This is a genomic window from Corynebacterium sp. LK26 (genome assembly GCF_014335085.1).
Classification (GTDB): domain Bacteria; phylum Actinomycetota; class Actinomycetes; order Mycobacteriales; family Mycobacteriaceae; genus Corynebacterium; species Corynebacterium jeikeium_D.
The window spans coordinates 598,279-621,181 of sequence record NZ_PDHB01000001.1 but is presented as its reverse complement, the minus strand read 5'-3'; the positions used below and the strand labels follow the sequence as shown (position 1 = coordinate 621,181).

The following is a 22,903-nucleotide window of genomic DNA, read 5'->3' as shown; positions in this document are numbered from 1 at the left end:
TGCTTAGGGCGTGTCGACACAGGCTTCATACGCCGCTAATGAATACATCAATAATGTTTGAGCAATACCGCTCGAGTTAAAGAAAAATAGGAGCAAGTGGGATGACGCAATCGGCGAGTGCAGCGCGCGCTAACTTCTCGTGGCGCAATATTGACATCATCATTGCAGCTGTTATCGGCGTGGCCGTTGGCCTGATTTTTGTTATCTGGAACATCATCGGCGGTGCGGGCTATGAAGCAGTCAACGCGCTTACTCCTGGTCTTGGCGGTTTGGTCGCTGGTATGTGGTTCCTCGGTGGTCCGCTCGGCGCGTACATCATTCGCAAGCCGGGTGCCGCTATCTTCGTCGAGGTAATCGCAGCGACGGTTTCAGCACTGATCGGTAACCAGTGGGGTATCTCCACCCTGTACTCAGGTTTGGCGCAGGGGCTCGGCGCGGAGCTGGTGTTCCTCATTTTGGCGTATAAGAGCTACAACCTGGTCACCGTGGTTATCTCGGGTCTCATGGCAGGTGTCGGCGCGTGGACTTTTGAGCTTTTCACCGGCAACCTGGCCAAGACTTTCGAATTCAACGTCATCTACCTGATCTCCACGGCGCTGTCGGGTGCCGTCCTCGCCGGTCTGCTGGCTTACTTCCTGGCTAAGGCACTGGCGGCAACTGGAGCGCTGGATCGTTTTGCCATCGGGCGAGAGCGGCACGACGACGTCTAGGAAAATCGATGACAGATGAGGCGTTGACGCGGGGGCCGTCGTCAAGCGGAAATGTCCCTGCGGTGAGCGCGCGGGGGTTCGGATATCGGCACGCGGGGCGCAAAGCTGCGGTACTGAACGACATCACGCTGGACATCGAGCGCGGTGAAAAGGTGCTGTTGCTCGGCGCGTCGGGGATGGGGAAGTCGACGCTGCTCGCCGCTATTGCTGGCGTGCTTGGCGACGACTCCGATGGCGAAGCCACCGGAAAGCTCCTGATTGAAGGTCGTACTCCTGCTTCCGCACGGGGTTCGGTGGGCTTGGTGCTGCAAGACCCTGACTCGCAGACGATTAGTGCTCGCGTTGGCGACGATGTTGCCTTTGGTGCGGAAAACCTGGGCGTTGCCCCAGCTGAGATTGGCAACCGAGTGCGCGCCAGCCTGGATTTGGTGGGGCTGGATTTGCCGCTGGATCATCCCACGCACAGACTTTCGGGTGGGCAGAAGCAGCGCCTCGCATTGGCAGGTGTGCTGGCAATGGGCGCACGGGTCATTTGTTTGGACGAGCCGACGGCCAACATCGACCCGGCCGGTGTGCCGGTACTACGCGATGCTGCGATTACCGCGGCGGAGAGGACCGGTGCGGCACTGATTGTGGTCGAGCATCGAGTGGATGCGTGGGTCGATGTGGTCGACCGCATCATCGTGCTGGGCCGCGGAGGTGTGATTGCCGATGGTGCACCGCATCGGGTCTTGGAAGACCACGGGCAAGCTCTGACGGATGCTGGGGTGTGGATTCCGGGAGCTCCGCCTGCGCTGCCGGACGCGCGTTCAGTTGCCCGCGACCAGGACGGGCACCCTAGCGGTGACATCGCGATCGAAACCCGTGGGCTGGACATCGGCTATGGCGCGAAGAAGTCGTGGTTCCGCGGTGGCGAAAATGTTGATCCGATTGCTCGCGATGTATCCGTTTCTATTCCATCTGAAGCTTCCACCTGCATTGTTGGTCACAATGGCAGCGGGAAGTCCACGTTAGCGCTGACGCTCGGCGGCCTGCTTGAGCCGATGGCGGGCACGGTCCAAGTGGCCGGCAGCGGTAGTGCGCCGTGGAAATGGCCGTCGAAGAAGTTGGCTACTCGGATTGGCACGGTGTTCCAGGACCCCGAGCATCAATTTGTCACTGGCACAGTGCTGGAAGAGTTGCAGCTTGGCCCCAAGCTTGTCGGTGTCAACGCTGATCAGCGCATCGAGGAATTACTTGAGCGGCTGCGGCTAACGGCTCTGACCAAGGCGAATCCGTTCTCGCTGTCCGGCGGTGAGAAGCGACGTCTGTCGGTGGCGACAATGCTGGCGACAGCGCCGGATATTGTGCTTCTCGACGAACCGACGTTCGGCCAAGACCGCCGGACATTCACCGAGCTGCTCACTTTGCTTCGCCAGCTTGCTGACGACGGCCGAACTGTTATCTCGATTACCCACGATCCATTGGTGGTACAAGCGATGGGGGACTACGTCATCGACATGGATTCGTTTCATCCGGAGCGGTCAGGCCGTGCGGCGCCGGGACAGCGTGGTTCAGGGGAGCAGGCCGGTCCGAGCCGCACTAGCGGTGCGCGCGGCCAGGGCGAAGCAGGAGGGAAATCGTGACTGAAGTCGGTTCCGCCGGTACGGCTGAAGGTACGCAGAGCGCCATTTCGAGTAAGCAGCCTTTCCTCGCGACGGTCAACCCGGTGGCGAGAGTACTGGGCCTATTCTTGCTCACCACACCGCTGCTGATTTCCATCGACTGGGTCTCCGCAGTGGTTGCGCTTGTCTGCACGCTTTTCTTGGTGCCGCTGTCGGGTTTGGGTTTTCGTCGTTTTCTAGGACGCAGCCTGCCACTTCTTATCGCCGCGCCCATCTCGGGCATCTCGATGGCGCTCTACGGCAACCCGGAGGGCAAAGAGTATTTCTCCTTCCTGCTTGCGCATGTGACGGATAATTCCATTTCCCTGGCCATCGCGATCATGTTGCGTGTGCTGGCTATCGGTACTCCAGTTGTCGTGTTGACAGCCAATATCGACCCCACCGATCTGGGCAATGGGCTGGCGCAGATTCTCAAGCTGCCCAGCCGGTTTGTGCTGGCAACGGTGGCGAGTTTGCGGCTCGTCGGCCTATTCATCAGCGATTGGCAGGCGCTGACCCGAGCCCGTCGAGCACGCGGTTTGGGTGACCACGGCGCAATCCGCCGCACTATTTCTCAGGTGTTCGCTCTGCTGGTGTTCGCGCTGCGCCGCGGCACCAAACTGGCTACAGCCATGGAAGCCCGCGGCTTTGGCGCACCGATTAAGCGTACGTGGTGGCACACCTCGACATTGGCCGCGCGTGACTATGTCACCATGGCCGCCTGCCTTGCCATCGCCGTCGCAGCAATCGGTATTTCCGTGTGGGCCGGGGAGTTCCGCTTCCTGGGTGTGGCGTAGCAAAGGCGTTTCGATCACGATGATTCTGCTTATCGATGGCCGTTCCGGCAGTGGCAAAACCACCTTTTCGGCAAAGTTGCACAGTATCCTCGGTTGGCCAGTTATCCACTTGGAGGATGTATATCCGGGCTGGTCCGGTCTGCAGAAAGCATCGGCCGCAGTTGCGGAGACCATTTTGAACCCCGCTCTACCGGCCGATGAGCGCGGGTATCGCCGGTGGGACTGGTACGCCAGTGAATTCGCCGAGTGGGTCCCCACGCCACCGGACTCCTCGCTCATCGTCGAAGGCTGCGGCGCTGTCACTGAAGCTAACCTTGCCGCTGCCCGCGCCATCGGCGACGGCAACGCCTGGGGAGTCTGGGTAGAGCTGGACACACAGACTCGATTTGCCCGTGCCATGGCTCGCGACGACCACTTCGAGGAACACTGGGACATGTGGGCCGAGCAGGAATCCCAGCATATGGCGAAGCACAATCCGCAACAGCTCGTCGACTGGACCATCAACGTCCCAGAACAGTTAGCGTGGAAGCTCTGATGAGAAAAACACTCGCGTGCCTCGGTGCAGGCTTCGGTTCCATGCTCCTCGTCGGCGGACTACGCGTCGCCGCTAATTCGGAGCTACGCCCACCACGCCTGCCCAATCGCAGACCTCCGCGGTGGGTTCTTCCCACAGTAGGTGCCGCGTGGACACTGGCCAGCTGCCGCGCCTACTACGCTCGCGCATCGCATCGCTTGACGACGCCCCTGCTCGCCGGCCTCGCAGTACCAGGAGCCGCAGCGATCGTTTTCGAGGCCGTTCGCCTTCGATGTGCAGCCCAAAAACCAACTCTGCCGCCACACACCGTGGTTGTACTGGGATGCGGATTGAAGAACAATCGGCCCTCGGCCCTGCTGGCCAGAAGATTACAGCGAGCAGTCTCAGCGTGTGATGAGCGTACCGAGCGAATCATCTGCTCCGGTGGGGTCGGCAGTGAAGCGGTGACAGATGCCACCTGCTCCGAAGCGGACGCCATGGTGGAGTGGTTGGAGGCGAACGCTGGGGACGTCGTAAAGCGCGGCGACATCGAGTTGATCCCCGAGGACCAATCGACGAATACGTCGGAAAACATTGACTATGCGTGCGAATTGATGCGCGGCATGGACGGTGCGTTGAGCGCTGGAACGGTTGTTGTGACCAGTGATTTTCATGCGCCACGGGTAGCGAAGCTCATGCGCGAACGGGGGCTGGAACCCTGGTGTGTCGTCGGCGCCTATACGCCGTTGAGGTACTGGGCGACATCGCTGCTGCGGGAATTCCTCGCGCAGTTTATTCTGTGGGCGCCGAGCGGCAACGCGAGAATTTTACGAATTTCGCGGGTAGAGCGAAGCGTTAGCCACTAGTATCGAACGAAGATAAATACGTCGTGCGGTGATAGTGCTGCGTAGAAATGCGTAGAGCGCGATATCGAACACGACATCGGAATCATTAAATCGGGAGGAACACCCACATGGCTTTGACCCCAGGATTCGACCTGTTCCAGCTGCCAGAGGAGCACCAGGAGCTCCGCGCCGTTATCCGTGATCTGGCGGAGAAGCAGATTGCTCCGTACGCAGCGGACGTCGATGAGAACGAGCGTTTCCCGGAGGAGGCCCTGAAGGCTCTCAACGAGGCTGGATTCAACGCCGTCCACGTGCCGGAGCAGTTCGGTGGTCAGGGTGCGGACTCGGTTGCGGCCTGCATTGTCATTGAGGAAGTTGCTCGTGTCTGTGGCTCGGCTTCTCTTATCCCGGCTGTGAACAAGCTGGGCACCATGGGCTTGATCCTCAAGGGCTCCGACGAGCTGAAGAGCAAGGTCCTGCCGGACATCGCCAACGGTGAAATGGCTTCCTACGCACTGACTGAGCGTGAGGCCGGTTCGGATGCCGGTTCCATGAAGACCCGCGCGGTCCGTGAGGGCGATGAGTGGGTCCTCAACGGCTCCAAGTGCTTCATCACTAACGGTGGCCGCTCCACCTGGTACACCGTCATGGCTGTCACCGACCCGGAGAAGGGTGCCAACGGCATCTCTGCATTCATGGTCCACAAGGACGACGAGGGTTTCCGCGTCGGTGGCCTGGAGCACAAGCTGGGTATCAAGGGTTCCCCGACCGCGGAGCTGTACTTCGAAAACTGCCGCATCCCGGCTGACCGCATCATCGGCGAAGAGGGCACCGGTTTCAAGACTGCCCTGGAGACCCTGGACCACACCCGCCCGACTATTGGTGCACAGGCACTGGGCATCGCGCAGGGTGCATACGACTACGCTGTTGGTTACGTGCAGGAGCGCCAGCAGTTCGGCAAGCCGATCGCTGCTTTCCAGAACACCCAGTTCATGCTGGCTGACATGCGTATGAAGATTGACGCTGCTCGTCTCATGGTCTACACCGCAGCCGCTAACGCTGAGCGTGGCACTGCTGAGGGCGGCGCTCGCCTGGGTCTGATGGCCGCAAACGCCAAGACCTTCGCCTCTGACGTTGCTATGCAGGTCACCACCGATGCCGTGCAGCTGCTCGGCGGTTACGGCTTCACCCGTGACTTCCCGGTTGAGCGCATGATGCGTGACGCCAAGATCACCCAGATCTACGAGGGCACCAACCAGATTTGCCGCATGGTCGCAGGTCGCCAGATTCTCGCAGACGCACAGAAGCGCTAATCACCAGCGCAAACTCTAAGCCCTCGCTGAAATGGCGGGGGCTTTTTCATGCTGCCACATCACTCAGAATTTGTCTCTTAACCCCAACGCGCGCTAGTGACTGCGTTTATGGTCGGCGGCGGTGGGGCGATGCGAGTTACTGACTGCGTTTATGACAGAAATGGCCCGAAAAACGGCTTCAAAGTGTCATAAACTCACACAGTTTCACATTTGCAGCCCGTAAATTTTGCGTTAAGTAGCAAGAAGCGTGTCCAATCGGCGTGCACCGGGGTCTACTTTTCTCTTAACCCCCGGTTTTTCGGCCGTCCCGCACGAGCACCGCACGAGTCCGGCACTCCAGCCCCGCACGAGTCCGGCACTACACCATCCACCAGCTCGCCTGCAGCCGCACGCATCAGCCTCGCTAATCACACCCTCATTTCGCCAACCAAGCACAGGCAGCTACAACGATTGCTTCTGCGCCCCGGTCAAGAGTGGGTTGGAGGTCAGGGGCAAAAGCTGGGTTGTGGTTGCCAACAGCGCTGCTCTCATCCGCGAAGCCGCCGAGCCCCCAGTACGTATATGGCACGCCAAGCGCATCGGGGATGATTGAGAAATCTTCAGAGGCGGGCACTGCGTCCAAGTCGGAGACTTCATCACCGAAGTACGCGTCGAATGCCTCGCGCACAGTATTCGTGGCGTCCCCGTCATTGTTCGTGAGGGGATAGCGGTCGTAGTAAGTGAACTGCGGGTCTTGAGGGCTGCGGGCAGCAACGCACTCTGCTCGTACAATGCGCTCGATTGCCTCTTTGAGGTGTTCGGTCACGGCGCTGTTGTAGGCACGAGTGTTGATGAGCAGCTCTGCGGAGTCAGGGATGATGTTGGACTTAGTTCCCGCCTGAATCGCGCCAACGGTCACCACTGCGGTCTCGGTGGCTGCTACCTCACGCGAGACAATCGTCTGAAGGCGCATCACAATGGTGGATGCCAAGACAACGGGATCGACACTGAGCTCCGGCATGGATCCATGGGAGCCATTACCGTGCACAGTGACTTTGACCGAGAATGCAGAGGAGAGAACTGGCCCGCGGCGAGTGCCCACATAGCCGCCGGGCAAGCTAGCTAGTACGTGTTGACCGAGATAAACATCGGGACGCGGAATAGCCTTCTCCAGATCTGCCGCCAGCATTGCGCGTGCACCTTCGGCGGTTTCTTCAGCGGGTTGGAAGATACCGATGAATGTGCCAGACCACTGATCAAGGTTTTCGTTGAAAGCCTGCAGCGCTGTGAGCAAAGACATCAGGTGGAAGTCGTGGCCACAAGCGTGGGCGACGGGGACCTCTGTGCCGGTCTTTTCATCAATCTGCGTTGCCGTGGAGGCGTAATCTTTGCCGGAAGTCTCCTTCACCGGTAGCGCATCAATGTCTGCGCGCATAGCCACAATCGGCCCGGCACCGTTCTCAATAATGGCAACGACGCCGGTGCCTCCGACGCGATGTGTGGAAATACCCGAAGATTCGAGCTCCTGAATAATCCGGTCCGCAGTGCTGTGCTCCTGCATGGAAAGCTCAGGGTGCTGGTGGAAATACTTGTACAGTTCCTCGCGCTGGGACTGGGTGGACGCGAGACCATTCAGAATCTTTCTGGCGCTCTCAGTATTAGTGCGCATACCTAAAATGTACGCCGACCTAAAGCGGACGGTGGAGGCCCTGGAAGGCATCCCCGTCCCGCCCCAAACCTCTAAGAGCTGCCTACGTCGTCACAAAGAACTTCTGGTTACGCTCGCCGCGGTAGGACTGGGCGGTTGCAGTTGCGGCGATGATAGAGGCAACGATCAGCAGGCCAGCTGTAATCAAACCGAGCACCGACGAGTCTCCGGAGCGTACCTGGGAAATCGTTCCGACCAGCGTCATTGATGCATTAATGACAAAAACTGCCGCCGCCACGGACAGCACCGTGCGCGCTGCAGTCGATCCTTCAAGGAGTTTGCCGGCAAGCCACCAGCACGCAATCGCCGTTGCCGTCTGCGCGATAATCGCGAACGCGAAGCTCACGGCCAAGCTGGTCTGCGCAGCAGAAACCTCGATGTTGTTGGCCTTTGCCGCTTCCGTAACAGTCGCGTCCCATTTCAATAGGGAACTGACCACGGTGAGGATTAGCGCTGGGACGTAAACATATACCGCGAGCCGCCACCACCTAAAGGACTGCGCCGCATGGAAAGGAACGTCTTTAGCCGAATTGACTGCCATAATTCCATACTCTAAACCACGCTGTCGCGGCGCGAAACGTCACTGCTAGGTTGAACTTATCGCTTGCCGACGAGCAGATAACCGGCAACCACCACAAAAGCTAACTTTTATACAGCGCTGGTGCGGTGCGGGTCGGTGAAGTCGACACCTTGGGTTTCCCACACGCGACGCAGTTCGTCAACGCCCTTAGCGCGAGCAAGGGCAAATTCGTTGGTCGTGGCGGGGACCGGCTGGAAGATTGTGACTTCGGTTTCCTCTATCGCGACCGGCGGGATTTCTGCCTTGAGCAGCACAAAACCGGTGAAGCGCGACTGATCCCACAGTGGCTGGCCGAAGTCGATTAGTGCCCCCTCGGTGAGGATGAGGCCTTCGATGCTTGGGGAAGCGGCAAGAATACCCAGCGGGCGGATGACTTCGTCCAGTCCACCACGAATAGGCAAGATGAGCTCGGCGCGCGGGCCAGAGTTGGTGTCCACCACCATTGCGGACGGATCCTGCATCGCCTCGGCACTGCAGCCGAGTGTTGCATAGGTGACAATCCGGTCTGTGTCAGGTCCGAAGCGCAGCATCTTCAGTGGCGCAGAGCCAAGGAAGGTCAGCTGGGCTTCGCCGGGTTTGGACTCTTCAAAGTAGGAGGTAAATGCTGCTCGGACGGCTTTGATGATCGCATTGCTATCAGGGCCGGCGGGAGGAATGGGGCCGGTTAAGTTATCGAACACGGGCGGTACTCCTTGTTGAGGTGGTCATTTTAGGTTGCGGGCGAAAGCTCAACAGCATCAGCCCACGTCGCATCGAGGTTCAAAGTCTGCATCCACGTATCAATGTTGTCACCGTGTGCAGCGATTGCGGCGCGTGCAGTCAGCGTGGTCTCGATAGCGAATTCGGTGAGTTCATCGCTAATCAGCCCTTGAGTGTGGGCCGCGACGAGCTCGTCGACATCTTCAACGCGAATCTGTGTGGTCGCATCGACAGGTAGGGGAGCTATGGCCTCAGGATCGGTCGGTGCCTGCAGGATGTCGAGATACAAATCGGTCATACGCCAGCACTGCGGATCAGTCCGGTCGATGCTGACAATATCGACGTAGCGTTGGTGTTCCACCTTCACGCCCGGGCGGAAGTGATAAATGCTGATGCGCAACCCCTCGTCGGCAAGCAGGAATGACTCAAGATATCCAAACTTTGGATGATCCATCCCACGGCGCATATAAAGGCGGCTGGGAGTGAGAGTTCGGAACTCGTCGACATTGCGCCGAAAGCCCTTGGGGTCGGTGTTGACCATTTCACGTAGGTCAAAGGTCTCGACTTTCGGAGGATGTGTGTCCTGACTCGAGCGAATTGGGGAGAGTGCAGGAGCTGCCGCGGTCGAAGCCGAAGTGGCCGGTGAAGTGGACATGCGAATACCTTAACGTGTAGGGGTTGCCTTTTTGGGCATAGAAAAGCCCTTTCTGCATACGTGATGCAAAAAGGGCTAGGGGAGAACTAGAAAAACTTAGTTCAGGCCGACCGGGAAGACACCGGCGGTCGGAGTGTAGCTGCAGTTGGTCGGACCAGGCTCTTCCTGAGTGGTGATACCGCCCTGCATGACAGCGATGACCACGCCCTTGCCCGTGTCAGCGGTGCCGTTGACAGCGCCCGGGCCCTCCTCGGCGTTGATGCCGTTGTTCTCCAGGGTGGTCTTGCCGTACTTGCCGTTAGCAACGTTGACCCAGTAGACATTCATCTCTGTGTCCTGCTGCTTAGCCAGCTGCTTGGTGCCCAGGCCAGTGAAAATGAAGCCAAGCTGGTTTTCTGGAACACCTGGCAGAGGCAGGTCTGCCGGGCCCGGAACGGTAGTGGCCAGGCCGAAGGAACGACCTTCGCCGCCGATGCACTTGTCGGCAACAGTAGGCAGCAGGAACTGGTTGGTCTTCGGGGCACCTTCCGGAACCTTGAAGCCCGGCTCGCCCTCGCCCTCACCAGTCAGGAAGTCAATTCCCTTGTTCAGTGCGCTGGAAATTTCCTCAGGAACGCCTGGGGAGTTAATGATGTCGCGCGCGTTGCCGTAGAGATTCGGCGAAGCGATGTTCAGGGAGTCCAGCGACGGGGAAGCAGAAGCGGCGGGAGTCATGCCCGCAGTGAGAATTGCAGCTGCACCCAAGGTCGCTGCGGCACGGCGCAGGAAGGAGCGTCCAGTCGAAACCACGGTGAAGAACCTCTCATTCGTGGGCTATTGGAGTCGGAATCAAAATTTCGGAATCGTTGCTCATCTTAGAACGACTCCAACGTGAAATGGAAAGATTTGAAAAAGAAATGTTCAGAATCTTCTCAGGAGATTAACGCACGGATTCCCGTGTGTCGCAAGTTAATTAGAGTGATTTTTGATGTAGAACGAGATGATTGTGAAAATTGAGGCGAAATGTGTATGTATGGGGTTAATGGTGTTTCGCAGTGTGTAAGCGGGTGAAGTCAAGTCTCATCCCGTGGGGTTACAACTATGGCATTTGGTCACATCTATCACATGGTGGGCTGAGAGATTGCCGTCGTGAAGCGTTGTGGCGCTGGCGGATATGCCGTTATGGCTGTCGGTAAAGCGGGGGTGCAGTAAGGGGGTAATTTATCCCTAAGGGTGGCGCGGCAGTGCCACTTTGCATGACGGATAGGTGCTCGGGGTTGCGAGAATCTCTGCCAGATGTGCAGGGGCATTAAGAAGGAGTACACTGTAGAACGCTTTATTACGCGTTGATGCGGGGCGTTAAAGGCAGTCGTAAAGACAGTCCTTTAGAGCAAGGCCGTATCTTTTTCTTTTAGTCCTCTTAGCTTGTTAGGAGCTATCCGCCTGTGAGCGATACCGAGTTCCGTAATGTCGCCATTGTCGCACACGTCGACCATGGCAAGACCACTCTCGTGAACGCCATGCTGGAGCAGTCCGGCGTTTTCAGCGACCACGAAGAAGTTGCAGACCGAGTGATGGACTCTGGTGACCTTGAAAAGGAAAAGGGCATCACCATCTTGGCGAAGAACACCGCTATTCGCCGAAAAGGTGAGGGCAAGAACGGCGAAGACCTCATCATCAACGTCATTGACACCCCTGGTCACGCCGACTTTGGTGGCGAGGTGGAGCGCGCACTGTCCATGGTTGACGGCGTCGTGCTGTTGATCGACTCCTCTGAAGGTCCGCTGCCGCAGACCCGCTTCGTCCTGGGCAAGGCGCTTGCTGCCTGCATGCCGGTGATTATTGTGGTCAATAAGACTGACCGCCCAGATGCGCGTATCGACGAGGTTGTCGAGGAAGCACAGGATCTGCTGCTAGAGCTAGCCTCCACCCTGGAAGACCCGGAAGCTGCAGAGGTCGCTGAGCGCAACCTTGAGCTGCCGGTTCTCTATGCCTCTGGTCGTGCCGGTAAGGCTTCGACCGAGAACCCGGGTAACGGCAACCTGCCGGAGTCCGAGAACCTGCAGCCGCTGTTCGACGTCATCACCGAGGTGCTCCCGGAGCCGTCCGCTGAGATCGATGCCCCGCTGCAGGCGCAGGTGACCAACCTGGACTCCAGCTCCTTCCTTGGTCGAATTGGTCTGATTCGTATCCACAAGGGCCGTATCCGCAAGGGACAGCAGATTTCGTGGATTCACTACGATTCCGAGGGCAATGAGCATGTCAAGAACGCGAAGGTTGCAGAGCTGCTGCGTACCGTCGGCGTGACCCGCGTTCCTGCTGAAGAGGCCATTGCAGGTGACATCGCCGCTATCTCCGGTATCGACGAGGTCATGATCGGTGACTCTCTCTGTGATGTCGAGCACCCGGACCCGCTGCCGCGCATCCTGGTCGATGAGCCGGCTATTTCCATGACCATCGGTGTGAACACCTCGCCACTGGCAGGCCAGGGTGGTGGCGATAAGCTGACTGCTCGTATGGTCAAGGCCCGCCTGGACCAGGAGCTGATTGGTAACGTCTCACTGCGCGTGCTGCCGACCGAGCGCCCGGATGCCTGGGAGGTGCAGGGCCGTGGTGAAATGGCGCTGTCCGTTCTGGTTGAAACTATGCGTCGTGAGGGCTTTGAGCTGACCGTCGGTAAGCCGCAGGTTGTTACCAAGACCGTCGACGGCAAGGTTCAGGAGCCGTACGAGCACCTGACCATCGATGTTCCAGAAGAGCACCTGGGTGCTGTCACTCAGCTGATGGCGGCTCGTAAGGGGCGCATGGAGCAGATGGGTAACCAGGGCACCGGTTGGGTGCGCATGGAGTTCCTCATTCCGTCCCGCGGTCTGATTGGCTTCCGCACTACTTTCATGACGGAGACCAAGGGCACCGGTATCGCCAATCACTACTCGGCCGGTTACGGCGAGTGGGCAGGCGAGATTAAGGATCGTCCGACAGGATCGTTGGTCGCTGACCGTACTGGCCAGATCACCGCTTACGCGCTGATTCAGCTTTCTGACCGCGGTACCTTCTTCGTCGAGCCGGGTGACCAGGCTTACGAGGGCATGGTCGTTGGCCAGAATCCGCGTGATGAGGACATGGACATCAACATCACCAAGGAAAAGAAGCTGACCAATATGCGCGCAGCCTCGGCTGATGCGACCGTGACTCTGGAGAAGGCGCACAAGCTTTCCCTCGATGAGGCTATGGAGTTCTGTGGCGCTGACGAGTGTGTTGAGGTCACTCCGGAGGGTATCCGCGTACGCAAGCAGATCCTCAGCGCTACCGATCGCGCTCGCGCTCGTTCCCGCGCGAAGGCCATGAATAAGAAGTAATTCGGGTTGCTAGGGGACTGGACCACCTGAAAAACCAGTCTCGGGGTAACTGACTCGACCAGGTGTCGAGTAATCTCGTGAATATGTTTATTCGCAGCCGTCGTCACGCAGCTTCTCGTCGATTTTTCGTAGCATCGACACTCTGCGTGACGGCGGCTTTGGCGTCTTCGTGCATGGCTCGCCCGTCGGACGCTCCGACTGTGCCCGGGCAGCAGGAAGCGCCGGTGCAACAGGAAGACACCGCTGACCAGGCCAAAAAGATGCGTGAAGTCACGGTCGGTGTCGACGAGTTTGTCGAAGGCTTCAATCCGCATTTGCTTGCCGACGTCTCCCCGGTGACCAGCCTGGTAGCGCGACTGACACTGCCTAGTGTTTTCACCCCTGCGCCGGTAGAGGGCGAGGCTGGTGACGCTAGTGCCTCCGCGCAAGCTCCCGGAGTGGTGGATAACGCTGCCAATGCTCGCTCGGCAGGAGCTCCCCAGTGGCTGCTCAACTCCGACTTGCTGGATTCCGTGCAGGTCATCGAGAGTGATGACAGCAAAGACGGTGACGCCAGAAACGGAGCTGGAAACGGGAAAGCGGCCGATGTTGACATCACGGATCCGACGGTAGCGGCAGAGCATGTCCGCTACCGCATTCGAAAAGGGGCGCAGTGGAGCGATGGCACGCCAATCAGTGGCGAGGACTTCCGCTACCTATTTTCCCAAGTCACGTCCACGCCAGGATCGTTGGATACGGCGACTTATGAGCTGATTAAATCCATTGATGTCTCCGACGGTGGCCGTCAGATTGATGTGACGTTCACTCAGCCGATTACGCATTGGCAGCGCCTGTTTGCACATCTCTTGCCAGCGCATTTGATGCGGTCGAACACTGATGGTTTTTCCGAAGGGCTGGCCAGCCGTTTCCCGGCCTCCGGTGGGCAGTACACCGTCGAGTCGATGGATGTCGGCCGCAACATCATTCGACTGGTTCGAAATGACCGCTACTGGGGTGAGCAGCCAGCAGCCTCGGAGGTTATTACGCTGCGTGCCATGCGTAGTGCCATCGATGGTGCGGAGCAACTGCGTTCGAAGCAGATCCAGGCCGTGCAGGTCCGTCCGACGGAGACGTCTGAGCTGACGTACGGTCTAGTCCCCGGTGTTGCTGAGTTCTTCCATGAGCCCAACCGGGAACTGGTTTTCAGTACCAACCTCGCGTCGAGCAGGCTTGCCGACGAGTCCGTCCGCCGGGCCATTCTGCGCACCATCAACGTTGCACAGGTCTCAGAGGTGGCCACCGGACGCCGAATCGCGGGTGGTTCTGGTGACGGTGGTGAACAGGAGAAATCCGAGGCACCTCAGGCCGGATTTACCGAGGACAATCCGCTACGAATCGGCATCATTAGCGACGGTATAGCGGCACGCGCTGCGGCTTTTGCGGTCGCTGACCAGTTGACTGCAGCTGGTATCCCCGCCACCGTTGTTTCGTATTCTCCGGCGGACATGCTGCGGTCTTCGTTGCCCTACGGAACCGTCGATGCCGTGGTGGCATGGGCAGAGCAGCCCAATTCCGTCCAGGCGGCCCGGGAACGCTATGCGTGTACGGAAGGCTCGATCAGTTCGCTACCGCCGAAGGACTTGGATGAAGCAGGCGCAGAGTCGGCTACCGAGTCTGAGTCAGAGGGCGTTGACAGTTCGACAAAACCTGCACCAAGTGAAGACCGGGGAAAGAGCGCTGAAGAGCAGAGCTCGCTGGACGGGACGACACCGTCTGAACGGTCCACATCTTCTACCTCAGCGGAACCGGCTGACCTAAATGGAGTACCTGTCGCTCCGAGATCGGCTGCTCGGAGCGAGAATCTTTCCGGCCTTTGTGACCCGCAGGTTGATGAGCTGCTCGCTCCCGACAGTTCTGCGTTGCCCGCTGAACTCGCCGATATCATTGCTGGCCACAGTATCGAGCTGACCTTGGTGAAAGACGGCTTGCTGACGGTCGTCAGCCCGGAAATTACAATTACTGGGCGGAAGGACTCTTCGCAGTGGACCGATGACCCAGTGTTGGGCCGCCTCGGTGTTCTGGGTGAGATTCGCCGAGTCGCGACGCAAAGCGGGACTCGAGAATCGTCGGAGAATTCTCAACCGGGAGATAATCCGCGCGAAGATACTGAGCAGGACGGTTCGGGTCAGAACCAAGAAGTCCGCGATAACGCCGGCCAGGAGAACAAGGGGAAGTAAGAAAGCCCGTGAAGTTACTTTTTGTTCACGCACATCCAGATGACGAGTCCATTTGGACAGGTGGTTTGATTGCGGCTGCCGCGCGCTCCGGAGCGTCGGTAAGCGTAGTGACCTGCACGATGGGCGAGCTGGGAGAGGTCATCGGCGCGCCGTACCAAGGGCTAGTTGCTGACGAAGCTGATCAGTTGGGAGGTTTCCGCGTCGCCGAGTTGCGCTCGGCGCTGCGTGCGCTGGGAGCCAATGGTCCGGACAATGTGCCGCATTTCCTCGGTGGTGCCGGGCGTTGGCGTGACTCCGGTATGGCAGGGGACAAGGGCAATGAGCATCCCCGTGCGTTCGTGAACTCAGGTGATGAGGCGGTAGCCCAGCTTCGCACCATCCTCGATGAGCTGCAGCCAGATCTGGTCATTACTTACGATGCCGATGGTGGCTATGGGCACCCGGACCACATTCGCGCACACGATATCACTGTCGCGGCGTGCGGAAATCGCTTTCCGACGCTGTGGGCGGTCACCGATCGTGAGGCAATGGCGGCGGGACTGGATGCCATTACCGTGGTGCCGGAGACCTGGCAGGCGTGCGATGTCGACGACTTCGCTACCGTGACCGGCCATTTCGAGGTTCAGCTGGATGATGCCGCTGTGGCGGCCAAGGTTGAGGCCATGCGCGCGCATGCGACACAAGTGTGGTTCGCCGATGGTTCCGTCAGCGAGGTTAATCCGGATGCTGTCTATGGGCAGACCGACGGCTCTGGTCGTGCGCGAGCCGTCTGGGCGTTTTCCAATTTGCTGTGTCAGCCGGTTACACCGACTGAGGCATACCGTTTTGGTACGGCGACCGCTGCGTCCCTGGAAGAGCTGGGGGAGCTGGTGAATATCCAATTACTGCCAGAGCCGGTAGCGAGCGTCGATTCTGTACCGAGTGTGGATTTGGAAGCGGAGGGGAGTGCGGACGATGAGTAACCCTCAGCCTCACGAAAGCGAAGACTTGATTAACGCTGCTGGCGGAAAGTTGAAGAACGAGCGCTTGAGTATTGAAAAGCGCACATTCGGGGATGAGCGCTATTGGGGGAATCCGGAACGTTCGCAGCCGCGCGAGAATTTCCATCAGGGCGAGGTCACGGTAGCGCTGGTCTGGCTGTCGCTGGCTGCGTTGGCAGCGTTGGTGATTGAAGTAGTTTTCCTCGGAGCGTGGATTACCATCGGCTCGGTTGCTATTCCGTTGCCGTGGACCATTCCGCTGGCCTATATTGCCAATCTGATCATTACCAACACAGCGTTGCTGTGGACTCGTGATCGCTCCAAAGCTGCAATTCCGACTGTCATCTGGGTGCTGGGCTTTGCAGGCATTCTGCTGTGGGCAGTGCTGCCCTTCGGTGGGGACTTGGCAATGGGGCAGTGGTTGCGAACAGTGCTGCTGCTTGTTTGCGGTGTGCTGGGCGGTGCCTGGCCACTGCGCCATCTGCGGGCACTCTAGCGAAAACCGCAGCGGATACTGCAGGAGACGGTGAGGAATTGATACAGGGCAGGCCCGCATCAATGTGGCTCTTTCTGGAGCCAGTTGAAAACAACACCCACGTTGGGTGTAGACTCCAATCTGAATATACCGCTCTGTCTATTTTGCTCTGTTTCTCGTCGGAACGGCATAATCGACAGATAGCGAAAGCCTCATCCCATATCTTGTGAGAAAGGTTCTTAAACCTAAAACCATGACTTACATCATTGCCCAGCCATGTGTTGACGTCCTCGACCGTGCCTGTGTTGAAGAGTGCCCGGTTGACTGCATTTACGAGGGCAAGCGCATGCTTTACATTCACCCTGATGAGTGCGTGGACTGCGGCGCTTGTGAACCGGTCTGCCCAGTCGAGGCCATCTTCTACGAGGACGATGTTCCGGATGAGTGGGTTGAATTCATCGATGCCAATGTCGACTGGTTCGATGAGCTGGGTTCCCCGGGAGGTGCCGCCAAGCTCGGCCCCCAGGACTTCGATGTGCCATTCGTGGCAGCTCTGCCGCCGCAGGCAGAAGACTAAAACCACAGAGGACTAAAGCTATTTCTTTCCCGGGAAGGACTTCATCACCGCCCATGTCAGCTGCCCGCAAGCGCGTAACTCCCGGTTCTCTTTTACCTCAGTTTCCGTGGGATTCTCTCACGCAGGCGAAAGCCACTGCGGCTGCGCATGAAGAGGGCATGGTGAATCTCTCGGTCGGCACACCAGTCGATGAAGTCGCTCCGATAATCCGGAAGGGCCTTACCGAAGGTGCTGCCGCACCGGGTTACCCACAGACCGTCGGCACGCCTGAGCTACGCGCGGCGATTGTTGCAGCGATGGCGCGGCGCTACGGCGTGACGGGACTGGAGTCAGCGGTCAATGGCGGCAATGTGCTTCCGGTCATCGGCACCAAGGAAGCGATTGGCTGGCTTCCCTTCCTCCTCGGCGTAGGCGCGGGGCATACCGTCGTCATCCCCGAGCTGGCATATCCCACCTACGAGGTCGGCGTTCGCATCGCAGGCGCTGAGCTGCTGCGTGCGGACTCGCTGACGCAAATCGGCCCCGCCTCGCCGACGCTGATGTTCATCAATTCCCCGGGCAACCCCAACGGCAAGGTCCTCGGTGTTGAACACCTGCGCAAGGTGGTTGAGTGGGCGCGTGCTCGGGAAGTCATTGTCGCCTCTGACGAGTGCTACCTGGGGCTCGGTTGGACTGAACAGCCAGTCAGTATTCTCGACCCGCGAGTGTGCGACGGTGATTTCACCAACCTGCTGGCTATTCACTCGCTGTCCAAGACGTCGAACATGGCGTCGTACCGCACCGGCTGGTTCGCTGGCGACGCGGACCTCATCGCCGAGCTGGTTTCCGTGCGCCGTCACATGGGGCTGATGATGCCGGGACCCATCCAGCACGCCACGATCGCCGCGCTTAACGACGACTCCCACGAGGCTGAACAAAAGCAGCGCTACAGTGACCGCCGTGAGATTCTGCATGATGCACTGGTAGCCGCAGGTTTTCGTATCGATGACTCCGAGGGCGGGCTCTATCTGTGGGCTACTCGCGGGGAAGACTGCTGGCAGACGGTTGATTGGCTGGCTGAACGCGGCATCCTGGTCGCACCGGGTAGCTTCTACGGGCCCAAGGGTGCGCAGCACGTACGGGTGGGGCTCACAGCGACGCTCAGCGACATCGAAGTGGCGGCGGCGCGTATTCGCGGCTAGCCCCGGCCAGATGTGCTGGCTCTAGCAGGCCGAATGCTGCAAACGGTGCCGACATCGGCATAGACCAAATCATAAAAAAAGGGAGTGTGCCGTGGGACGTGCCGCAGGCAACCGAGATGCGTGGTGGGGCCTCGAGAAGAACCGTAAGACTGCGCAAGTCGATGCCGCCGCTCACGAGTGCGAGGAGTACATCCCCTTTGAGCCGGCAATTGTGGCCGACACCGATGAGTTTCTGGTCGTAGACAAGCCACCTTTTCTGCCGGCGACTCCCAACGGCCGCATCGTGGCCAATACCGTGCAGGAGCGACTGCGACGTAGTCTTGAGGAACCGGAGATAGTGGCCGTTCACCGCCTGGATTTTCTGACCAGTGGGCTGCTGTTGCTTTCCCGGAATCCGGCTACCCGTGCGCGCTACCAGCAGCTTTTCCAAAACCAGGAAATCACCAAAGAATACGAATGCCTCACCGTGATGCCCGATGATTGGCATGTGGGGGAAACCAGGGATGTCACGCTTCTGCTCGATCCCAACCCGGCGGGGCGCGGAGTAAAAGTCGTGGAGACCGACGATTTCGCTCGCGCTGCCGCGAAGAATCCCAAGTTCAAGCTCGCACGCACAACCGTGACCTTCCTCGGCCGAGTAGCCGCGGACATCGGCGATGTGCTGGCGAACAGCCATGGCGGTGGTGCGACCAGCACCAGCATTCCGCTGCACGCAGTCGGCTGTGGTTGTGGGCATTGCGGGAGTCGCATGCAGGTGGGGCGCTGGCGGCTACAGCCCCATACGGGCCGCACGCATCAGCTGCGGGCGACGATGGACTGGCTAGGCTATCCCATTCTCGGTGAGGACACCTATGGCCGGAAAGCGGGGGCGCAGGGGCCGTCGGCAAGCGCGGGCAGCGCGCCAAAGTACACGCCGCAGCTGCGATTGACGGCAACCGCGCTGGCCTTTGTCGACCCCGTCACTGGTGAGCGACGTGTCTACCGGAGCGCGCGGAATATCGCGGCCCCGGCAGACGTGCCGACCACCCCTTAGTTAGCGTGCAGCTCCGCGCTGAGCTTCACCTTTTCGGCAGCCCATGGCACAACCTCGACTGCACCAGAGAGCGAGTTGCGGCGGAAGAGCATATTCGATCCGCCCGAGAGCTCGCGGGCCTTGAGCGTCTTCTTCACACCGTCTAGGGCAACGAGGCACTTGGTGCCGGCAGTGATGTAGAGCCCGGCTTCGAGTACGCAGTCATCGCCGAGCGAGATTCCGAGTCCAGCGTTCGCACCGAGTAGGCATCGCTTGCCGACGGACACAACTTCCTTACCTCCACCGGATAGTGTGCCCATGATGGACGCACCACCGCCGATATCGGAGCCGTCGTCGACGACGACCCCCTGAGAGATACGGCCTTCCACCATGGAGTGTCCAAGCGTGCCTGCGTTGAAGTTGACGAAGCCCTCGTGCATGACTGTGGTGCCCTCTGCGAGATGGGCTCCAAGGCGCACGCGGTCAGCGTCACCGATGCGGACTCCGGTGGGAGTGACGTAGTCGACCATGCGGGGGAATTTATCGATGGAGTAGACGGTGACAGGCCCGCGGCGTGACAGCTTGGCTCGGGTTACCTCGAAGCCTTCGACAGCACAGGGGCCAAAATTCGTCCACACCACATTGTTGAGCTTGCCGAAGATGCCGTCCAGGTTGATGCTGTTGGGGGTGGCCAGGCGGTGGGACAGCAGATGGAGACGCAGGTAGGCATCGATGGTGTCGACTGGTGCGTCATCGAGTGAAGCGATGGTAGCTGTGACCAGACGGCGGGTGGTGCCACGGTCCGCATCGGCTACGGCCAGATCTGTGAGGTAGGTGAAATCTTCGGGCAGTGCGTCGGCGTCGATGGTTCCGGTCGTGGTGGAGGTTGCCACGCCCTCTTCGATGAGCTTGGGGGCGGGGAACCAGACGTCGAGAACAGTATCGTTGTTAAAAGTGGCAATGCCGGTAGCTTGTGCTCCAAATTTCATGGAAAACAGGCTACCGGCATATCCCTATCTATGAAAAGTGTTCCGCAAATGTGTAGCAAGGAAATGTTCGGATAGGGGTAGCAGGGTGGTTAGGCCCTGCAGCCAGTTGCTAACGGCTAGTTGCTATCGCTGGACTCGAGAGCCTCGCGGGCCGCGGTGCGGCTCTTCTTAGTCAGTGCAGCGAGCACCGCGAGGAACGCAGTGACACACACAACGGCGATAACCTGCTGGCGAGCACCAGAATCGGTGAGCATGCCAACAGCGAGGCCCAGAATCAGGATGACCGCTACCCAGGACAGTGCCGGGTAGGCCCACATGCGAACGGAAAGCTCGTTGTTGGCCTCCATCTGCGGGCGCAGCTTAATCTCAGACAGGGCGATGACCAGCCAGATCACCAGCAAGCAGCCGCCGACAGCGTTCAGTAGGAAGACCAGGACACTCGAGCCGTCGAAGACAACCTGCAGGCCCACGGAGACGAAGGCGAAGACCATCGACATGATGACCGCACGGTTCGGAACTGCGCCTTCATTGGTGTGGGCGAAGAAGCGCGGTGCCTCACCGCGGGTGGACATCGAGTAGACCAGGCGAGAGGTTGCGTAAATCTGAGCGTTGAACGCGGACAGCAGCGCCAGAACGATAATGGCCTCCATGAAGCCAACGGCACCCGGAATGTTCGCCTGCTTCAGAACCTGGGTGAACGGCGACTCAGCTGCGGAGTCAGCGCCGTCAATCTGGGAGTACGGCAACAGCAGGATGATGACGGTCACGCAGCCCAGGTAGAACACAGAGATGCGGAAGATTACCGAGCGGACAGCAGCAGCGATGGAGCGCTGCGGATCTTCAGCCTCAGCAGCGGCAATTGTGACAATCTCGATACCGCCGAAGGCGAAGGCCACGGCCAACAGACCAGCGGCAATGCCGGACACGCCATTCGGGAGGAATCCGGACTCGGCAATATGCGTCGTACCGACGAAGCTGGTGCCTGGCAGCAGACCGAAGAAAAGAAGAACGCCAATGACCAGGAACGCGATAATCACCGCGACCTTGATGAACGCGAACCAGAACTCAAACTCGCCGAAACCGCGCACATTCGCCAAATTCACTACAGCGAAGAAGACAACACAGATCAGGCCTGGAATCCAGCCCGGAATACCGAACCACGCACCCATGATGGCACCGGCACCGGTAATTTCAGCGCCGAGCACCATGATGAGCATGAACCAGTAGAGCCAGCCGAGGACAAAGCCAGCCGAGGAACCAAAGGCCATCTCGGCATAGGTGGAGAAGCTACCCGGTGTCGGGCGGGCAGCGGCCATCTCGCCGAGCATCTGCATGACGAGGACGACAATGAAGCCAGCGATGACATAGGAAACTAGAACACCCGGGCCAGCTGCCTTAATGCCGACGCCCGTACCAAGGAAAAGACCGGCACCGATTGCGGAGCCAAGACCCATCATGGTCAGGTGTCGAACCTGCAGCCCCTTGCCCAGCTGAGCTGTCTCGCCGGAGGTGGAGGTAATTTGCGATTCGGTCATGTCGCAAACATTACCTCGCTGATAACAGGGGCAATAACCGTATTACGGGTTTACCCCCATTCACCGTTTTGGGGTCAACTAATGTGCCTTCACGAGCACCGAAAGTAGGTTATCCGGCCAGCTCATCCGGCACGTCGGCAAGCTGAGCGAAAGCAGCGGCACCTTCGTCATTGCCCGGGCGTTCCGTGCGGCGGACGCACACCGCCGAGTGGTCCGGGTGATGGTAGAAGTGCATGTTGTCGCGGCCCGAAATTTCCCATGCCTGAATACGGCGGTTCTCCGCGGGGACATCGATGGGCGTATCGGGGGCAATGAGGATGCTTCGGTCAATAATGCAGTCATTACCGAGGCTGACGCCGACGGTGCCGGCCGCGATATCGATGTGGCAGCGCTCGCCAACCGTGAGCGGCTTACGCTGACCGGAATCGTCATGAGCGGCAATGATGGAGGCTGACAGTCCCACCTTCGTGTGCGCGCCAATGACGACACCGGAGGATAGACGTCCCTCAATCTTGCATGGGCCCAGAGTGCCCGAGTTCAGCGAGACAAATCCCTCGCGCAGTACGGACGTACCCGGTGCCAAGTAAGCGCCCAACCGCACGCGCTCGGCCTCTGCAATGCGCACACCGGCGGGCAGCACATAATCGACCATGCGCGGCATGCGGTCGATGGCGTAAACGTGAATCAGACCGCGGACGCGCAAGTGGGTGCGCAGTTGCTCGAAGTTGTCCGGCAGACATGGCCCCTTGTTGGTCCACGCCACCACATGGAGTAGCTCGTAGAGCCCCTTGGTGTTTAGCTGGTGCGGCTTGACCAGGCGGTGGGAGAGCAAATGCAGGCGCAGGTAGGCATCGTGCGGGTCGACAGCAGGCTTGGACAAATCCTCAATGGACGTGCGCACTGCCACCTGCTCCACGCGGCGATCCTCGTCCAAAATCACCTGACGAAGCAACTGTGGGGTCAGATCAGCGGCGCCGAGCCGGTGAGTGCTCGATTCTACGACCTCATCGCTTAACTGAGGTGCGGGAAACCAAGTATCGAGAACTGTACCGTCCATTGCGATATTGGCGATTCCCGTAGCGACAGCACCAGATGTAATCATGATTCTTAATATTAGTATCCCTTTAAGGAATCTTCGCGGAAGGATGAACTATGCC

Annotated in this window: 21 protein-coding genes; 13 read left to right on the top strand and 8 right to left on the bottom strand. The window is 59.2% G+C overall.

Going from position 1 to position 22,903, the window contains the following annotated elements; all coding sequences use genetic code 11:
- Positions 1 to 101: 101 nt before the first annotated feature.
- The 6 genes from CRD13_RS02720 (at position 102) to CRD13_RS02695 (ending at position 5,822) form a co-directional block, all read left to right on the top strand.
- Positions 102 to 710 carry an ECF transporter S component gene (locus CRD13_RS02720; protein ID WP_048732921.1) on the top strand — a complete coding sequence of 203 codons (609 nt, stop codon included), beginning with the start codon at positions 102 to 104 and terminating at the stop codon, positions 708 to 710.
- Positions 711 to 718: 8 nt separating this feature from the next.
- Entirely contained in the window at positions 719 to 2,335 is a 1,617-nt protein-coding gene (locus tag CRD13_RS02715; RefSeq protein WP_049193648.1) for an ABC transporter ATP-binding protein, read from the top strand.
- A 44-nt stretch (positions 2,336 to 2,379) separates the two neighbouring features.
- Positions 2,380 to 3,150, top strand: coding sequence for an energy-coupling factor transporter transmembrane protein EcfT (locus CRD13_RS02710; protein ID WP_049172749.1), 771 nt, complete (start codon positions 2,380 to 2,382; stop codon positions 3,148 to 3,150).
- Positions 3,151 to 3,169: 19 nt separating this feature from the next.
- Positions 3,170 to 3,685 carry a hypothetical protein gene (locus CRD13_RS02705; protein ID WP_187401230.1) on the top strand — a complete coding sequence of 172 codons (516 nt, stop codon included), beginning with the start codon at positions 3,170 to 3,172 and terminating at the stop codon, positions 3,683 to 3,685.
- Entirely contained in the window at positions 3,685 to 4,530 is an 846-nt protein-coding gene (locus CRD13_RS02700) for a YdcF family protein (protein ID WP_069359577.1), read from the top strand. The genes CRD13_RS02705 and CRD13_RS02700 overlap by 1 nt, the downstream gene beginning before the upstream one ends.
- 107 nt (positions 4,531 to 4,637) lie before the next feature.
- On the top strand, positions 4,638 to 5,822 hold the full coding sequence (locus tag CRD13_RS02695; protein ID WP_016422383.1) for an acyl-CoA dehydrogenase family protein: 1,185 nt from the start codon (positions 4,638 to 4,640) through the stop codon (positions 5,820 to 5,822).
- Between the two features lie 415 nt (positions 5,823 to 6,237).
- Here CRD13_RS02695 and CRD13_RS02690 read toward each other — a convergent pair whose 3' ends face one another.
- From CRD13_RS02690 to CRD13_RS02670, 5 genes are all read right to left on the bottom strand, one after another.
- Positions 6,238 to 7,470 carry an amidohydrolase gene (locus CRD13_RS02690; protein ID WP_088611454.1) on the bottom strand — a complete coding sequence of 411 codons (1,233 nt, stop codon included), beginning with the start codon at positions 7,468 to 7,470 and terminating at the stop codon, positions 6,238 to 6,240.
- An 82-nt stretch (positions 7,471 to 7,552) separates the two neighbouring features.
- Positions 7,553 to 8,050, bottom strand: coding sequence for a hypothetical protein (locus CRD13_RS02685; protein ID WP_069358859.1), 498 nt, complete (start codon positions 8,048 to 8,050; stop codon positions 7,553 to 7,555).
- A 107-nt stretch (positions 8,051 to 8,157) separates the two neighbouring features.
- Positions 8,158 to 8,769, bottom strand: coding sequence for a suppressor of fused domain protein (locus tag CRD13_RS02680; RefSeq protein WP_069358858.1), 612 nt, complete (start codon positions 8,767 to 8,769; stop codon positions 8,158 to 8,160).
- 29 nt (positions 8,770 to 8,798) lie between these two features.
- A complete protein-coding gene (locus CRD13_RS02675) occupies positions 8,799 to 9,443 on the bottom strand; it encodes a DUF402 domain-containing protein (RefSeq protein WP_069358857.1) in 645 nt (214 codons plus the stop codon).
- Between the two features lie 96 nt (positions 9,444 to 9,539).
- Positions 9,540 to 10,232 (bottom strand): hypothetical protein, encoded by a 693-nt coding sequence (locus CRD13_RS02670; RefSeq protein WP_016422388.1) that lies wholly within the window; start codon positions 10,230 to 10,232, stop codon positions 9,540 to 9,542.
- 635 nt (positions 10,233 to 10,867) lie between these two features.
- Here CRD13_RS02670 and typA point away from each other — a divergent pair.
- From typA to CRD13_RS02635, 7 genes are all read left to right on the top strand, one after another.
- On the top strand, positions 10,868 to 12,781 hold the full coding sequence (gene typA / locus CRD13_RS02665) for a translational GTPase TypA (protein WP_070429521.1): 1,914 nt from the start codon (positions 10,868 to 10,870) through the stop codon (positions 12,779 to 12,781).
- Positions 12,782 to 12,864: 83 nt separating this feature from the next.
- The gene (locus CRD13_RS02660; protein WP_187401229.1) at positions 12,865 to 14,997 is read left to right on the top strand and encodes an ABC transporter family substrate-binding protein; all 2,133 of its coding nucleotides are present in this window, start codon (positions 12,865 to 12,867) and stop codon (positions 14,995 to 14,997) included.
- 8 nt (positions 14,998 to 15,005) lie between these two features.
- Positions 15,006 to 15,959, top strand: a complete 954-nt coding sequence (gene mshB / locus CRD13_RS02655) for an N-acetyl-1-D-myo-inositol-2-amino-2-deoxy-alpha-D-glucopyranoside deacetylase (RefSeq protein ID WP_076773360.1) — start codon at positions 15,006 to 15,008, stop codon at positions 15,957 to 15,959.
- Positions 15,952 to 16,473, top strand: a complete 522-nt coding sequence (locus tag CRD13_RS02650) for a hypothetical protein (protein ID WP_049172726.1) — start codon at positions 15,952 to 15,954, stop codon at positions 16,471 to 16,473. The genes mshB and CRD13_RS02650 overlap by 8 nt, the downstream gene beginning before the upstream one ends.
- Positions 16,474 to 16,705: 232 nt before the next feature.
- Positions 16,706 to 17,029 (top strand): ferredoxin, encoded by a 324-nt coding sequence (fdxA, locus tag CRD13_RS02645; RefSeq protein ID WP_005509435.1) that lies wholly within the window; start codon positions 16,706 to 16,708, stop codon positions 17,027 to 17,029.
- A gap of 53 nt (positions 17,030 to 17,082) precedes the next feature.
- A complete protein-coding gene (dapC, locus tag CRD13_RS02640) occupies positions 17,083 to 18,210 on the top strand; it encodes a succinyldiaminopimelate transaminase (protein ID WP_016422393.1) in 1,128 nt (375 codons plus the stop codon).
- A 91-nt stretch (positions 18,211 to 18,301) separates the two neighbouring features.
- On the top strand, positions 18,302 to 19,243 hold the full coding sequence (locus CRD13_RS02635) for a pseudouridine synthase (RefSeq protein ID WP_070437953.1): 942 nt from the start codon (positions 18,302 to 18,304) through the stop codon (positions 19,241 to 19,243).
- On the opposite strand, the gene dapD is transcribed toward CRD13_RS02635, so the two are convergent.
- The 3 genes from dapD to CRD13_RS02620 all read right to left on the bottom strand — a co-directional run bounded on the left by dapD (position 19,240) and on the right by CRD13_RS02620 (position 22,848).
- Entirely contained in the window at positions 19,240 to 20,211 is a 972-nt protein-coding gene (gene dapD, locus CRD13_RS02630; protein WP_070652888.1) for a 2,3,4,5-tetrahydropyridine-2,6-dicarboxylate N-succinyltransferase, read from the bottom strand. The two genes, CRD13_RS02635 and dapD, sit on opposite strands and share 4 nt — an antisense overlap.
- Positions 20,212 to 20,327: 116 nt before the next feature.
- Positions 20,328 to 21,731, bottom strand: coding sequence for an amino acid permease (locus CRD13_RS02625; protein WP_172620259.1), 1,404 nt, complete (start codon positions 21,729 to 21,731; stop codon positions 20,328 to 20,330).
- Positions 21,732 to 21,855: 124 nt separating this feature from the next.
- Positions 21,856 to 22,848, bottom strand: coding sequence for a succinyltransferase (locus CRD13_RS02620; RefSeq protein WP_049193666.1), 993 nt, complete (start codon positions 22,846 to 22,848; stop codon positions 21,856 to 21,858).
- Positions 22,849 to 22,903: the final 55 nt, after the last annotated feature.